General features: G+C 24.3%; 14 protein-coding genes. 6 read left to right on the plus strand and 8 right to left on the minus strand.

Going from position 1 to position 15,240, the window contains the following annotated elements; all coding sequences use genetic code 11:
• A partial coding sequence (locus tag ABCP60_RS14640; protein ID WP_343102010.1) for a hypothetical protein occupies window positions 1-3,920 on the minus strand: 3,920 nt, incomplete at its 3' end.
• 393 nt (window positions 3,921-4,313) lie between these two features.
• Here ABCP60_RS14640 and ABCP60_RS14645 point away from each other — a divergent pair.
• A complete protein-coding gene (locus ABCP60_RS14645; RefSeq protein WP_343102011.1) occupies window positions 4,314-4,703 on the plus strand; it encodes an Rrf2 family transcriptional regulator in 390 nt (129 codons plus the stop codon).
• Between the two features lie 335 nt (window positions 4,704-5,038).
• Here the strand turns inward: ABCP60_RS14645 and ABCP60_RS14650 are convergent, their stop codons facing one another.
• Window positions 5,039-5,752: a DUF1266 domain-containing protein gene (locus ABCP60_RS14650; protein ID WP_343102012.1), complete on the minus strand. Its 714-nt coding sequence runs from the start codon at window positions 5,750-5,752 to the stop codon at window positions 5,039-5,041.
• 107 nt (window positions 5,753-5,859) lie between these two features.
• Here ABCP60_RS14650 and ABCP60_RS14655 point away from each other — a divergent pair, with 107 nt between their 5' ends.
• Both ABCP60_RS14655 and ABCP60_RS14660 read left to right on the plus strand, forming a co-directional pair.
• Window positions 5,860-6,438, plus strand: a complete 579-nt coding sequence (locus ABCP60_RS14655) for a hypothetical protein (protein ID WP_343102013.1) — start codon at window positions 5,860-5,862, stop codon at window positions 6,436-6,438.
• A 12-nt stretch (window positions 6,439-6,450) separates the two neighbouring features.
• Window positions 6,451-7,185, plus strand: a complete 735-nt coding sequence (locus tag ABCP60_RS14660; protein ID WP_343102014.1) for a hypothetical protein — start codon at window positions 6,451-6,453, stop codon at window positions 7,183-7,185.
• Between the two features lie 185 nt (window positions 7,186-7,370).
• Here ABCP60_RS14660 and ABCP60_RS14665 read toward each other — a convergent pair whose 3' ends face one another.
• Together ABCP60_RS14665 and ABCP60_RS14670 are read right to left on the minus strand one after the other, a co-directional pair.
• Complete coding sequence (locus ABCP60_RS14665) at window positions 7,371-8,936, minus strand: tetratricopeptide repeat protein (RefSeq protein ID WP_343102015.1); 1,566 nt, start codon at window positions 8,934-8,936, stop codon at window positions 7,371-7,373.
• Window positions 8,937-9,128: 192 nt separating this feature from the next.
• A complete protein-coding gene (locus tag ABCP60_RS14670; RefSeq protein WP_343102016.1) occupies window positions 9,129-9,395 on the minus strand; it encodes a hypothetical protein in 267 nt (88 codons plus the stop codon).
• A gap of 187 nt (window positions 9,396-9,582) precedes the next feature.
• Between ABCP60_RS14670 and ABCP60_RS14675 the strand changes: the two genes are divergently transcribed.
• The gene (locus ABCP60_RS14675; protein WP_343102017.1) at window positions 9,583-9,753 is read left to right on the plus strand and encodes a hypothetical protein; all 171 of its coding nucleotides are present in this window, start codon (window positions 9,583-9,585) and stop codon (window positions 9,751-9,753) included.
• A gap of 831 nt (window positions 9,754-10,584) precedes the next feature.
• Here ABCP60_RS14675 and ABCP60_RS14680 read toward each other — a convergent pair.
• Window positions 10,585-11,664, minus strand: coding sequence for a site-2 protease family protein (locus ABCP60_RS14680; protein WP_343102018.1), 1,080 nt, complete (start codon window positions 11,662-11,664; stop codon window positions 10,585-10,587).
• Between the two features lie 213 nt (window positions 11,665-11,877).
• Here ABCP60_RS14680 and ABCP60_RS14685 point away from each other — a divergent pair, with 213 nt between their 5' ends.
• Window positions 11,878-12,525, plus strand: a complete 648-nt coding sequence (locus tag ABCP60_RS14685) for a hypothetical protein (protein ID WP_343102019.1) — start codon at window positions 11,878-11,880, stop codon at window positions 12,523-12,525.
• A 298-nt stretch (window positions 12,526-12,823) separates the two neighbouring features.
• Entirely contained in the window at window positions 12,824-13,075 is a 252-nt protein-coding gene (locus ABCP60_RS14690; protein WP_343102020.1) for a hypothetical protein, read from the plus strand.
• A gap of 221 nt (window positions 13,076-13,296) precedes the next feature.
• Here the strand turns inward: ABCP60_RS14690 and ABCP60_RS14695 are convergent, their stop codons facing one another.
• The 3 genes from ABCP60_RS14695 to ABCP60_RS14705 form a co-directional block, all read right to left on the minus strand.
• Complete coding sequence (locus tag ABCP60_RS14695) at window positions 13,297-13,983, minus strand: hypothetical protein (RefSeq protein ID WP_343102021.1); 687 nt, start codon at window positions 13,981-13,983, stop codon at window positions 13,297-13,299.
• Window positions 13,984-14,094: 111 nt separating this feature from the next.
• The gene (locus ABCP60_RS14700; protein WP_343102022.1) at window positions 14,095-14,265 is read right to left on the minus strand and encodes an aspartyl-phosphate phosphatase Spo0E family protein; all 171 of its coding nucleotides are present in this window, start codon (window positions 14,263-14,265) and stop codon (window positions 14,095-14,097) included.
• A gap of 352 nt (window positions 14,266-14,617) precedes the next feature.
• On the minus strand, window positions 14,618-15,240 hold a 623-nt coding region (locus tag ABCP60_RS14705; protein WP_343102023.1), incomplete at its 5' end, for a DUF3267 domain-containing protein.

Genomic DNA, 15,240 nt, shown 5'->3' on the forward strand with positions numbered 1-15,240 from the left:
TTTTCAGGTGATATCACTGGCGGTTTTTCAGGTGATATCACTGGTGGTTTTTCAGGTGATATCACTGGTGGTTTTTCTGGTGATACTACTGATGGCGTTTTTGCAATTACTTTATTTGATTCAACTGGATATAATAAACTTCCACGTATATCTTTAAATGATGCTTGGAATGAATTTATAGCATATAAATTATCCTCTACATTATTTGGTATAATCATATCAAAATATATCTCTAACTTATCTTTTGGTTTAAGCTCAACATTATTGATATCAAACTTAACAGATTTAATATCATCTACATTAGTAATATCATCTATCCATTTACCAGATCCTAATGTTCCATTTATAGCATTTCTTTCTGGATTATTTGAGTTTGAGTAACTTATCTTGTAGTCTGAATCACTTAGTTGTTTTCCATTATATATAATTTTAAATTTCTTAACTAAAGTAGGTGAGAATAATGATCCTCTTTCAGAAGTTGATAATAAATTCTTATCTCCTTTAGATGGTAATATGTCTACTATAGATAAGTCTTTAATAACATCTTTTTCCGTTGTATTAATTATATCTAATTTATAGTTAATTGTACTTCCTTTCTTAGATGTTACCTCAGTACTGTATTCTTTATCTTCTTCATTTTTTATATACTTCTCAACAGTCAGTCCTGTTTTATTACCTATATTATATTCTGCTGTAGCTTTTGCATAAATATCTCCACCTTTATTTCCATTTCCATCATAATCGTAACCTATTGGCTCTACTGAATCTGGTTTTAGTTTATCTATTGGAGTATCCATTTCATTGCCTTGTATTCCATATACACCTCTAATTTCCCCATTAATATTTTGAGTTGATACTCCCATTTCATTATTTATGAATGTTTTGTTCTTAATTTGCTTAAGTTTAAGTTTTATAGAAATCGTATAATTTTGTGGTAAATTTTCATTAAATATCCATCGTACAATTTCTTTATCTTTTTCTTGAACTTTTTCGAATTTAAAATTTTTAGTTAATGGGCTACTTATTATATTTCCATTATTATCTTTAACATTAATTTCATAATCTACATATTCCATACCATCTGGAATTATATCAAAAACTATAGGCTTAGGTAAGTTTCTTTTCGGTGATCTTGTAACTAATTCATATTCTGCTATAGTGTTTACACCTGTAGATCTAGCTATTATTTGTTTTTCAACACAAGCCGTATATGCAGTTTTAAATAAGAATGAATCACTATCTTTTACAGTTCCTTTTATGTCTTTACTTATATATTCTAACGTTGCTGTATTTGTTATAGTTTCGTTATTCTGTATAAAAGTTCCATCTTCATGTTTATTTCTTACATTTCCATCAAGCCTCATACAAGACCATCCATTATAAGTAAATCCAACTGGAATATTTTCTATTACAACCTCATAGTCTGTCATATATTCTCCTTTAGAAAGAATATTGTTCAGATTTACTTGTTTACCTATGCTTAATTCATCTCCAGTTAATTTCGCAACATTAAACATCTCTCTTTTATTCGTCTTTATGTTTATATTCATAGTAGTATCTTTATCATAGGATTCATACTTTCCTGAATTTATAATATATATATTATTCTCATATGGAATTTTGTCCTTTAATATAAACTTATCAAAAGCAACATTACCATAGTTTTTAACATATAAATTCCATCCTTGACTACCACCTGATGAATTTACTCTATTTGTAGATAATTTTGAAAGAACTCCTTCTCCTTGTTTTTCTTGTACTAAATTTGATATAGATGCCTTATTTATATAGTTATTTGTATTATCATATATTTCAGCATTATTAGTGATTTTACTCCCAATTACAAGATTTTTATACTCAACAGTCACTTCTAAATATAAGTTTGTACTATTATAATCTATTGGTACTGTCGCTATAACTTCACCATTTTTATTATCTATTAAAGTGTTTGGTATTTCGATTAAATTAGAATCCTTTAATGTTGCATCTACAAATATCGCTTCTTTAGGAAGAATATCTTTTAATTTAAATTCTTTTAAATTTATATTTTCCTTATTTTTTATAGTGATTCGATATTTTGCAGTAGAATTTGGAGTAATTGAATCAGACGTAATCAAGTTCTTTATTATCTCTAATTTTGGATTAATTTCTAATATTGTATTTGAACTTTCTACCTCTCTTACTGCTACATCTTCTTTATTTATAGTAGCTATAGCATTTCCTATTGCACCATTTTGCTCATCAGATTTAAACTTTACTCTTATTTCTAGTTGTGCAGATATTGGTGTCTTTGATGGAGGTACCTCAAATATTACAGTATTATTATTCTTATCAATTATCGGCTGTATACCAACTAGGTCATTTGCCGCCAATATATCTAATGTATCTGATAATTGTATAGTTAGCTTTAATGGATCCTTATTTCCCTGAGATGTAAAGTTTACAACATATGAATACTCTCCATCTTTTAAGACCTTTTTCTCTGTTGGTGTAATTGATACATCTGCAACTGAAAAGTCATTTAATATAACAGGGGTACTATATATAGTATACTCCGTTGGATAATTTACACTCGCGCTAAGTGAAGCTTTGGTTCCATCATCTACATTTTTCTTAAATTTTACCCTAACTTCTAAATTTCCCTTTATACGTTCTATATCTTTTGTTTTTATTTTATATATTATTTTTCCAGCATTATATGTTTGTTCAACTATATTTTTATCAATATTTTCAAATGATATTACATCTAGCTCTTTGGGAACATCGACTACTATAGTTGCTTCATCTTGATTAGCTGAAATCATCTCATAATTTATAGTATACTTGAACTCTTCACCTGGCTTAACTATATTCTTGCTAGATTGTATATTAAAATCTACAAGTGGTTTTATAAGTTCAACTTTTGAACTTGTATTTGAATCTACATCAATATCATTCATAGTTAACAACTTTGATGTTATTTGTGCATAACTTCCATTTGGAGCTTTATCTTTGAATTTCATTCTTATACTGATTTTATTAGATAAATTGTTTCCAGGCTTAATTGTGTAAGTTATACAATCCTCACTTACTACTTTATTTACACTACTATTTGTTTCAGTAATTTCTAAAATATCTATTATTTCTTTTGGTACATTTATAACTAACTTTAAATCCTGACTAGAATTTTCTACATCATATGATAAATTATATGTAAATTCTTCTTTGCCAGCAACTTGTGTTGCACTCATTTTACTTGAAATACTGCTTAAAATAGTGTTTTCTAAAACAGTTCCTTCGCTTATTACCTCTGGATTTGATCCTAAAGTAACCTTTGCTTTTGCTATATCACCTATATTTGAACCTTGTTTAAATTTAACTTCTATATCTATAGATTTAGAAATTAAATTTTTATCAGATGTATCTATTTTAATAGAAATTCTATTTGAATGAATTTGTGCATTTTCTATGGATTTCTGATTCAAAATTGTTAAATTATCAGGTATATCTATAATTAAATCACAAGTATCATTATCATAGTTCTGTATATTATATGAGATAGTGTATATAAAACTATCATTTATATTTACTTTTGTTTTATTTGGCTTAACCGTTACATCTAAAATTTGTTCTATAGCTTTCTTATCCTCATTATTTTTTTTAGACTCAGATTGATTACCTATATTTTTGATATCTGAAATTGAGTTATCCTTTTTTGCCTCTTCACCCCCCCGATTTGAATCATTCTTTTCAGTTGATGTACTATCTATTTTTTCTACATTTGAATTAATCTCATTATTTATAACATTATTTTTTAATGTATTTACATTTAATTTATTACTATCTACAGGCTCATTCGCAAATGAATAACCTAAAGTATTTAAAATAATGCTAAATGAAAGTAAAAGTGAATAAAACTTGTTCAGTTTTTTCCTGCTCATATACTCCTCCTTTTTAAAATAAATTCATAATTAAGACTTTTTATAGAGATGAAAGTTCAAATATATTATTATATTTTACCAATTTATTTAAATTTTAACTATTTTTTTTTATTTTTGTCTAAATATTAAACTTTTTATACAAAAATGTCTTTTGATTTATTTTTCAGTTTTACCACTATGGATTTACTTGTAGTTGGACACTCAACAAATTGCCTCATATTTTTAATAAATAAAGCATTTTTAATAAAAATACTTTATTTAATTATCATAGTTTTGTTATTTTATGTCAATCATATCAGTCATGAAAAATTTTGAAATTTTAACCCAAATTTTGAACTTTTTATGTCAAAATTTGTCTTAATTAATAAATTTATTTTAATAAGGAGATTAATAGTGAAAATAAAAAAAGAAGTAAGTTATGCAATAAAGGCTTTGAAATCTTTATACAAAACAGATGATCTTTTAACGGCTGAAAGTATTTCAAAGAATGAACAAATTCCAATTAATTTTTTATACCCTATTTTAAGGAAGTTATCAAATTCAAGAATAATAGAAATTAAAAGAGGTAAACATGGAGGTTATAGTGTATCTAAAAATATAATAAATTTATCGCTCTACGATATCTTTTGTATAATAGATAAACCTATATCTATAACGGTTTTATGTGAAAGAGATTTAAACTGTACAGATATTGATGATTGTAAGATTTTAAATGAATTCGATAGAATCGAAAGTATATTAATAAAAGAGTTAAAAAAAATATTATTAATTGATTTATTTTAGCTTTAGGAAATTATTTAATAATCAAATATATTAGGTAAAAATAAAACTTATAACTATGTTTGTATTTTTATGGAGTTAGTTTATTTTATTTGCGCAATTTCAACTTTTTTTAGAACTTTAGCTGAGATATTAGCATTAACATCATTAATTGTTGGTTGCTTTTATATTTATAAAATTTTTTAATAGCTAAAACAAACTGGCCTTAAAATTTTGCTTTAGAGTATAGTTCTATTTAGAGTATAAGAAAAGCCCTTAGAATCTAAATAAATGGATTATAAGGACTTTTCTTATATTAATATATTAAATATTTTTATCGTATTAGCGCAATTTTTTATTTACAGATTTAATTCCCATTTTACAGCATCATAAATGCCATTTTTATTTAAATTATCAGCTAATATATTCATGTGCTTTTCATATAACATTTTGCCTAGTTGCTCACTTTGTTCCATTACATTAATAGTAAAAAATTTATGTCCTAATGCAACATTTTCTATAAAATCCACCCATCCATTAAATGTTGTATATATTGTATTACAAGATAATTTACAATAATGTGAAAGTTCATCTTTATTTATATATCCACACATATATGAATATAAAGCTACATGATTAACTCTAACTAGATCCCAACCTAATATCCCAATGTCTTTATACTTTTTATTTATCTCGATTAATACATTCCTTTTTTCTACTTCTAGATATTTATTTTCAATAAAAATATCTTTTTGGTACTCGTATGAATCCCTATGCCCACTATTTACCAACCACTCTAATCCTTCTATAGCATCTAATTTATTACTTATTCCATATCCATCAATTAGTAATTTTTTTGCATATTTTACAGATTTACTATTATTAAGGAAATTAGAATTTAAAGTATTTTTTTCATCCATAACCTTATGTATACATGAAAATGTATATGTTGTAGCAAATAAAAATTTTTGAAAATCTCCAATGTCTATGCTCACATCTTCTCTTTCTTCATTATTTATCTTAATTTTTAAAAATATAAGTATTATTGATAGTATTATTATAATTTTAATCATCATTTTCTCCTTATCAAAATATATTTATATTATAATTTATATAAATATATTATAATATAAAAATATTTTAATATATATAAATATAAAAAATGAAAGGAGAATTAGTATTGATTAAAATTAATAGATATATACCATTGTTTGTTCTTATAGCTGGTTTATTTATATTTGTATATTTTAATATTCCTTTAAAATTTGAAGAATTTAAAACTAGTCAAATCTCAACTGACTTAAATTTAATTAATTATTCAAAAGAAGACCAAATATCTTTAGGAAGCCTTAAATTTAAAGTCTTATCTAAAGATATTGTAGATTTTTCTAAAATAAAAAACCTAAATACATCCACTTCATTAGAAGATAAAAAACTAATTGCGATTAATATTTTCTTAGATTCATCTAATACTACAAAGAATGTAGAATATACTACACCTTATCTTGTTGATGAAAATAATGGTAGATTCTATGATGTTATTAATGATTTTGACTTAGAAAGATCATTAGTGGATTCTGGTTATAATATATTCAATAAGTATACTTTTAATAATAAATTTAAAAGTTCTCAGACAGGAACTTTTTTGTTTTTAGTCGATAAATACAGTGAAAATTTATCATTTTCTATATCTGAGATTAGAACTAAAGTTTTTTCAATTAAATCTATAACTAGAACTATTCAAATAAAATTAACTTAATAGGTGAAATATATGAAAAAAGTAATTAAATGTACCAACTGCAATAAAAAATTTAATCTTGAAAAGTATAATTTTATCTGCCCCAATTGTAATACATACAATAATATTAATAAGATAAATACTATTGATATTGATAATTATAAACCTGTTGGCAATGATAACCATAAATCTAATGTAAAAAAAAATATTAAAAAGTCTATATTAATATTTTTATATAATACATTATTTTTTACCATTAAAATCTTAATAGCTTTTAATTTAATATTCGTTATTGGTAATAAAATACTAGATTCTTCTTATAAGACTTTTGAAAATACATATAATTTAAATCAAACTATTAAAATGACTGATTCAGAATATGTATTTAAATCTATAAAAAAGCTTGACCAAAATAATTTTAAATATAATTTATCTAAAGATAAAATACTTATTAATATAGAATGTAAAATAAAAAATACAGATTTTTATAGTGATAAAGTAAATTTAAAAAAAATTGATATTAATACTAATAACTATAAGCAAGCTCAATTTATAGGAGTTTTAAACCCTGTAAACAATATATTAGATACTTTATCATCTTGCTATGACCAGTTTCTACCATTAGGGAGAACTTCTACTTTTAACCTAGTGTATTCTATTCCTTTGAATACAAAAAGTATTGATATACACTTAAATGAGTATATTGAAAATAGTTTATTTTCAAATAAAATCACTTACCTTTTTGAATCTAAAAAAAATATGCCTTAAATAGAAATTCCATAAATATTTAGATATAAATAGTAACTATTACTTAAATTTCCGTTTAAAGAATTATAGAAGTATTTAAAGTAAATTTAATCACCTTAAAATAAATGGATTTTAAGGTGATTTTTACTAAACATTTTTACATATGCTAAAAAAATATAATAAAAATTAATACTTAAAGTTATTTTTTATTGTTTTAACTCTTTTAGTTTTTCTATAGCCACTTCTAAACCACTACTTGCTAATTGTTTATATGTTTCCAACGCTCTTTCATAGTCTACTTCTACCCCTAAGCCTTTTTCATACATTGTTGCAATATTAAACAATGCTATCTCTTTTGTATCATATTCATTTTCTTCTATAGATTCTTGTAATCCTTCTTCAAAGTACTTCATTGCTGTTTCATAATCGCTCTCAATGCCTTGTCCATCTCTATATAATTCTCCTGCATTTATTTTAGCTAATATACAACCTTGTTCAATTGCTTTCAAAGTCCATCTCATAGCTTTTTCGTAATCTTGTTCTACTCCCTTTCCAGAAGAATATATGTGTCCTAAGTTGCATGAAGCCTCTGGACACCCATTTTCAGCTGCTGTTGTATACCATTTTATTGCCTCTTCATAGTCTACTTCTACTCCTAATCCTTCATGATACATATATCCAATTTGACATATCGCTATAATATTTCCTAGTTTTGCTGCTTTTAATTGATATTCCATTGATTTTTTATAATTAATCTCTACACCTTGTCCAAATCTATACATAAATCCAAGATTTGAATATGCTTCATTGCTATTGTATTTTATTGCTTTTAAATACCATTTCATTGCCTCTTTATAATCTACTTCTATTCCTATTCCTTCATGATAAATATATCCTAAATTAAACATAGCATCTGAATTTCCTAGATCTGCGGCTTTTAAATACCACTTCATTGCCTCTTTATAATCTACTTCTATTCCTAATCTTTCATGATGCATATATCCTATCTTCAGCATAGCATCCGAATTTCCTAGATCTGCGGCTTTTAAATACCATTCCTTAGCTTTTTCATAATCTACTTCTACTCCTATTCCCTCATCATACATATATCCTAAATTAAACATAGCATCTGAATTTTCTAGATCTGAGGCTTTTTTATACCATTTCATCGCTTCTTTATAATCTACTTCTACTCCTATTCCTTTATAATATATACTTCCTAAATTAGACATAGCATATGAATTACCTAGATCTGTAGCTTTTAAATACCACTTCATTGCCTCTTTATAATCTACTTCTACTCCTATTCCTTTATAATATATATATCCTAAATTAAACATAGCATCTGAATTTCCTAGATCTGCAGCTTTTAAATACCATTTTATTGCCTCTTTATAATCTACTTTTACCCCTATTCCCTCATTGTACATATATCCAACTTTATACTGTGCTAAATTATTACCTTGAACAGCTGATTTTTCATACCAATCTAATGCTTTTTCATAATTAATCACTTCATACCATTTTTCTTCAGCTTGTATATCAATTTTAAAATATTCTTTTAACCCTTCCATTCCATATTCATAAAATAATCCTAATATATATTGAGCCCTCATTTCCCCTTGAAATGCAGACATCTTGCATAATGATATAAATTTTTCAAAGTTCTTTTCTCTATTGTTATCTCCATAAATATGATCTACTGCTTCAAATAATTTTTTCTCTGCATCTATTTTATTAAATTCAAATAATTCTTTTTCTGTATAATCCATATTTTACCTCCGTCTGATTTAGTTAATTTTTATTGTAAAAAATATATAAATAAATATATATATACAAGTCCTAAAATTTCACTTTAAGAGCTAGGTTATGTACTTGAAATAAAGTTAAAGCCCTTAGAATCTATTCATTTAAGTTCTAAGAGCTTTAACTTTGTATAAATCTATTTATAAGCCTTTACTATTCTATTCATTTTTCAGTTTATCATTTGATAGTTTTGCTCCACAGTTCGGACAACATTTAGAAGTTCTATCTTTTCCTAAATTTTTACAACAACTCGGGCACTTCCAATTATACCATGTGAAAAATAATACGCCTAAAACAACAAACCCAGATAATTTTCCTAATCCAGCAATAACCATAGCAAGTATAATAACAACCCCTATAATAGGAATAATAATTTGTAGTTTTTTAATTTTTGAAAATTCTTCATAGATATCTCTATTTTCCATACAATTAGCACCCCTTTGATATAATTAAATTTAATTATATCAAAGTTTAACTTTAATAATCTATAAAAAGCAGCTATTAATTAAATTTTACTTTAGAAAATAATGGTTTATTATTTTTAATATATAATAATCTATGATAAAATTAAATACATAATTTATATATTTTAATATATGGAGGATTAATGCAATGAAAAATAAAACATCTATGATATTGGCATCATTAATTCCAATTCTAATACTTAACTTATTAATGTTCAAAAATGTATCTTTAACAGTTACTATGTTTACAGCTATAACTCTGGTAATTGTTTCAGGTAAACTATTATCAAATGTAATTTTAGAAATCAAAAATAATTAGCTTAAAATTTTACTTCAGAAGATAATTAGGTATTTAGAATAAAGTTAAGCCATTAGAATCTAAATAAATGAATTCTAATGGTTTTAACTTTACATATATCTTAAAGTATGTATTTTTGATAATAATATCTTTATCTTCTATTAAAATTTAGGAGCTTTGAAAACAAGCTTGTGTGAATATACAAAAATAGTTAACATAAAAATCATATTTGTAATCCACTATATATCATATACTATTGGAAAATATATAGCTAATACACAAATTAAACCTTGGATAATACATAAAACCCCCATGCTAAAGTATATTCTTAAATAAAATTTCACATAACTATATTTATCCTTAATTTTATTTATATTAATCTTATTATTTTTAATTAATCCTATATCTTGAGTTTTTCTCAGTTTTCAGACTAAATTAATAAAAACTACACCCATCATGATAAAAAATATTCCAAATATAAATTTAACCATACTATCAATCTTCCATATTTTTTCTAGTGTAACATATACTTTGAATTTTGCTCTCATAATAAATTGTTTTTAATGATGGTTACTATATTTAGTTATATACAATATAATAGAATTATTAATTTAGAGGAGGAAATATATGTAATTACAAAAGTACTGTATGTTTATGCTTTATATATGTTTTCTAATTTCTCTTATATCAACTATAGGAAGTTACATTTTTGAAAGTAAGGATTTTATATCTTCTTTATGTCAACTGTATCAATCGGAAGTTTGACTATGTCAGTTCATAGTACTCAAAATAATCATAAAAAAAGTAATGAGTTCTAAAAATTTCAATTTAAAGTATAGATGGAAATAAGGCTTAGTTACAAGCCTTATTTTCTTCTATAAAATCAATTATTTTTTTATTTATTTTAGTTTCCATTTCATAAACGCCTTTACATTCAATAAATAGTGGATTCATATACTTATCATTTTCTAATTCATTTTTTCTATTTTCAATTTTTAATATATGTTCTACCCTGAATAAGTCTAATTTTTCACCAGGTAGATTAAACTTTAAATCTTTTACTTGATTATATAAATTTAAAGATTTATCAATATTTTCTAAGTATATTACATTATATATTATACAACTTGATATCAATGACTTAAAATATGTTTGCTCTATTTTTTCTTTTAATATAATTTCTTTATATTCAATTACTTTATCTATTATTTCTTCGTTATTTCTAGGTAAGCTATTTATTTCATCTATAAAATAAACTTGATATAAAATACCTAAAATAGCAGAAATATTTATAATATTCTCTTTATTTAAAGTACATGTTTCTAAGCTTTTAAATAGTCTTGATACTAAGTATTTTCTAGATTTATTTGATACATCTGTATTTCCTATAATGCTATATGTATACATCACTAACTCAGAAAATAAAATATCTTTTTTTAGTAGCTTAACATGTTTTCCATCTCCCATTAAATAGCTAGGTATACTTATAATAAACATTATTGATAATGTTGTAAAAATAAAAATATAATTCTTTGATATTATTGATATTACAATAAAAGTAATTGATAATATTAAATCACTTATAGGTCCTGCTATCAAAGCTTTTTTCCACATATTTATATGATTTTCGAAATCATTATTATCTATAATCTCATTATTATCTATCTGAGCTCTGCCTAAATAGAATTGTTGTAATTTGTTTATTTTTATTTTCTTTATTTTTAAATTATCTAATATAAATACTATAGGCCCTAAATATAAAACAGAAAACTTAAGTCCATTTTTATGTGCTACTAATCCATGTGCTAGCTCATGGATAATTACATATATTAAAAATTGAACTATAAATATTGGTACAATTTTTAATCCATATATACCTCCTGAAAGACCCATTATTGCCCCTCCAATTACAAATGCTATAAATATACTCATGTTAATTCCCTCTCTTTAGCTTTTATTTGGTTTATAATACCAAATATTAGATATTGTAGTCCACAAATACAACTATTCCTTAAGTTTTACTTTAAGAACTATTGTTACATATTTATAATAAGGTTAATGCTTGTTATATAATATAGATAAATAGGTATTTGTAAATAAATTTAAATAGTTAAGGAATCAGAATATGTAAATAGGAGGAATTAGGTGAATATAATAAAAATAGATGGTGTATCGAAATGCTATCCTGAACAGATGGAAGGCACGACAGAGTGGTATTATTGCAAGGAGAGCAAAAATAGCTTTTGTGATTTGTATGAGTCAGAAGAATTAGTTAAATCTGGACAAAATTTTTCTGGTATAAATTGTCATTTGATTCATTTTCCAGAAGGTACTGTTCATAGCCCATTTAAACTTAGAGAAAATTTATATATAGAGAGTCCTATTTGGGATAATGATAAGATATTCTTTTTGAGTGTTGATTTCTGTGAACAAACAATTCAGATAAATTGCTATTTCCCAAGTGAACGAAGACTTGAAATGATAAAAAAATTGCCATTAGATACAGTTGAAAATTGCTATAATCTTATGTTGAAAACTTCACCGCCCATGCTTTGCAGGGATTCAAATAATGGTGTATATGAGATTATTTGGCCAGAAAACAAAAAAATAGAGATTGGACTAACAGAGGGACTACTATTTCGTAATGGAGAAGATTTGTATTTTTCCGAATGGTATGAGAACCCGGAGTATCATGAAAGAGTAATAGTACGAGATTTCAATACAGGAAAAATAAAAGAGAAATTTGACGGATATTTATGTAAATTACCAAATGGGGTTTATTGGAAAATTTAATTTATGGATTCTAATTTTTTAGGTCAATTACTAGAGCATTAACATCCAATGCTCTTTTTTAGTGTTCAAAAAAACATATAATTTAATGAGCATATTTCCTTGATCTACAATACATATAAAAATATTTAATTTAATATCAAAACTATACATAAAAAATGCTGTTTTATATATAGTTTTGATATTAAAAACACAAGTCTTAAAATTTTGCTTTAGAAACTAGTAGTTTATTATTATAGGTTTATTACTTTTAATATATAATGATCTATAATAGTTAAAATAAATTTAGGAGGATATTTGTGTGGAAAATAAAAATATTAACACGATTCTATTTATAATAGGATTGATATTGATATTAGTATCTCCTTTGTTCGGCTATATATTGGGAGAGTGTGCTATTAAATTAAACGGTGGGGCAATGGATACATCTAAATATGAGTGGATTATCGAATCTGTAACAGTAAATATTAGGACAATAGGAACAGTATTTTCTTTAATAGGAGGATTTAGTTCATTGTTTTATAAACATTTTCTAAATAACAAAAATAATTAAAATTAAGAATGCAAGTTTCAACTATCACTTAAGTTTCACTTTAAAGATTAATTGTCACTATTCTAGTAAAATTACTCCTCTTAGAATATTTTTAGTTCATTCCTAAGAGGAGATTTATATAAGTATTTATTTATAATAATCTTGTTTTTTCTTATTATTTATTATTTAAACTTTCTATTTTACATAACTTAGTTCATTATTTATATTGTAATTATTTTTTACTATATGTATAATTCATACCCACTAAGTTTGCCTTCTGTAAATGTTAATATTGTATAATGAGTTCTCTCTTTTTTGTAAGTTAACGTATAAAAACCATTCCCTCCATCATATGTATCCTCTGGTTCTCCATATATACGTTTAACATCTTCTACACTATTTCCAAACTTAATACCTCCAGGGAAGATAACATCAAGATCTTTATTTGTTCTATTAGTAATATTAATTGAAGTTAAACTTGATTCTTTAATATCTATAACTTTATCTGATAAGTTAGAATATGAACCAGATATAGAATTTCCTTTATCATTTGTTAAATGTGTTCCAGCAACAGAATCACCTGGGTTTAATACATACTCTTTAGAATAGTCTAATTTAAAACCTAATTTATTAAAATCAGATAGACTTATAGGCATTGTCAATACTTTCCCATTAATTTGAATTTGATTATCATACCATTTATCAGATAAATCTTTTGATACATCTGATGATTTGTTCTCATCTTTTGTTTCATTTTTTTCACTTGTGTTTTTTTCAGTTTCTGAACTGTTTTTAGTATCTGTTGATTCAATACTTTTCTCTGTTGTATTTTCATTCTTAGAAGCATCTGACTTTTTTTCAGATGTAGAACATCCTACTGCTATAAAGCTTACTAATGCTAAAATTAAATAAAATCTTATTTTTTTCATTATATTTTTCCTCCACTTTATATTTTAAAACTAAATAATTATATCAAAATTTAACTTTAATAATCTACAAAAAGTAACTAGTCTTGAAATTTTACTTTAATGACTAGTTATTTATAATCTTCTATCATTAAATAATTTATTTAGTTTTTCCCTTTGTTCTATTGCTATTAATATATCTAACTTTTTGCTAATAAGTATAACTTCTTCACTCAATAGATTATGTTCTTCACAAATCAAATTTAATTGAGTTTTTAATAATTCAATTTTTTCTTTTATTTTCATAAAGCCGTCCCCCTTGTTCCTATTCGTCAACTTAATAAAAAAACTATCCAATGTATCTTAAAATTTAATATATTAATATATAAGAGATTTATTTTTCAAAAATGTTCAATATTTTTAATCTCGATTTATAACTCCATCTTAAATTTTACTTTAGGTACTATTCTATTTGTAATAAAATTAAAGCCCTTAGAATCCAAATAAATGGATTCTAAGGGCTTTAATTTTACCACTACTATTTAAATAGTTTTGAGAGAATTAGTTAATCTTATTATTTTTATTTTTAATTAAATTAAGACTAATTATAGATTCAATTTTATTAGTTCTTATCAATTCCACCATTTTATTTCACCCTTTATTTTTCAAATGAAACAAACCCTAATTCTGTTGGATGGTCTAAAATTAAAACCTCTTTATTGTTAATATATTTAAGTATTTTAATTGCAATAGTTGTATCTCCTCCAGAAGCAAGTATATTTAATACCGAAATAAATAATATTAATGGGTTTCTTAATATTATTGCTACAAATCCCATACATATTCCTAAAATAAAAAATGGAGCTAATAATCCAATCATATACTGTTTACTACTTAAAGGCTCTTTACAATGACAATACGGAGTTAATTTATCCCATATAACACCAATTTTTATACTTTTCCATTTATTATTACAAAAAAATTTCCATGTAAAACCATGTAGAAACTCATGCACTAATATTGATCCAATAAATATCACCAATAATAGAATACTCTGAAATATTGACTTTATTTCAAAACTCAAAGTCTTCCAAATTATTAAATATAAAAATATAATTAATAAACCAAATGGGCCAGCTGTTAAAAATGCTAATATATTTGCCTTTAAAATCGATATATATGAAATTTCTTCATGATATCCACACTTTAATAATTCTTCTTTTATATTTTTATAATTTACTAGAATCTGATTTTTGTTAAATTCTTCACCCATATTACCCT

It is taken from the genome of Romboutsia sp. MSSM.1001216sp_RTP31141st1_G3_RTP31141_220114, from assembly GCF_039031195.1.
Lineage (GTDB): Bacteria > Bacillota > Clostridia > Peptostreptococcales > Peptostreptococcaceae > Romboutsia_C > Romboutsia_C hominis.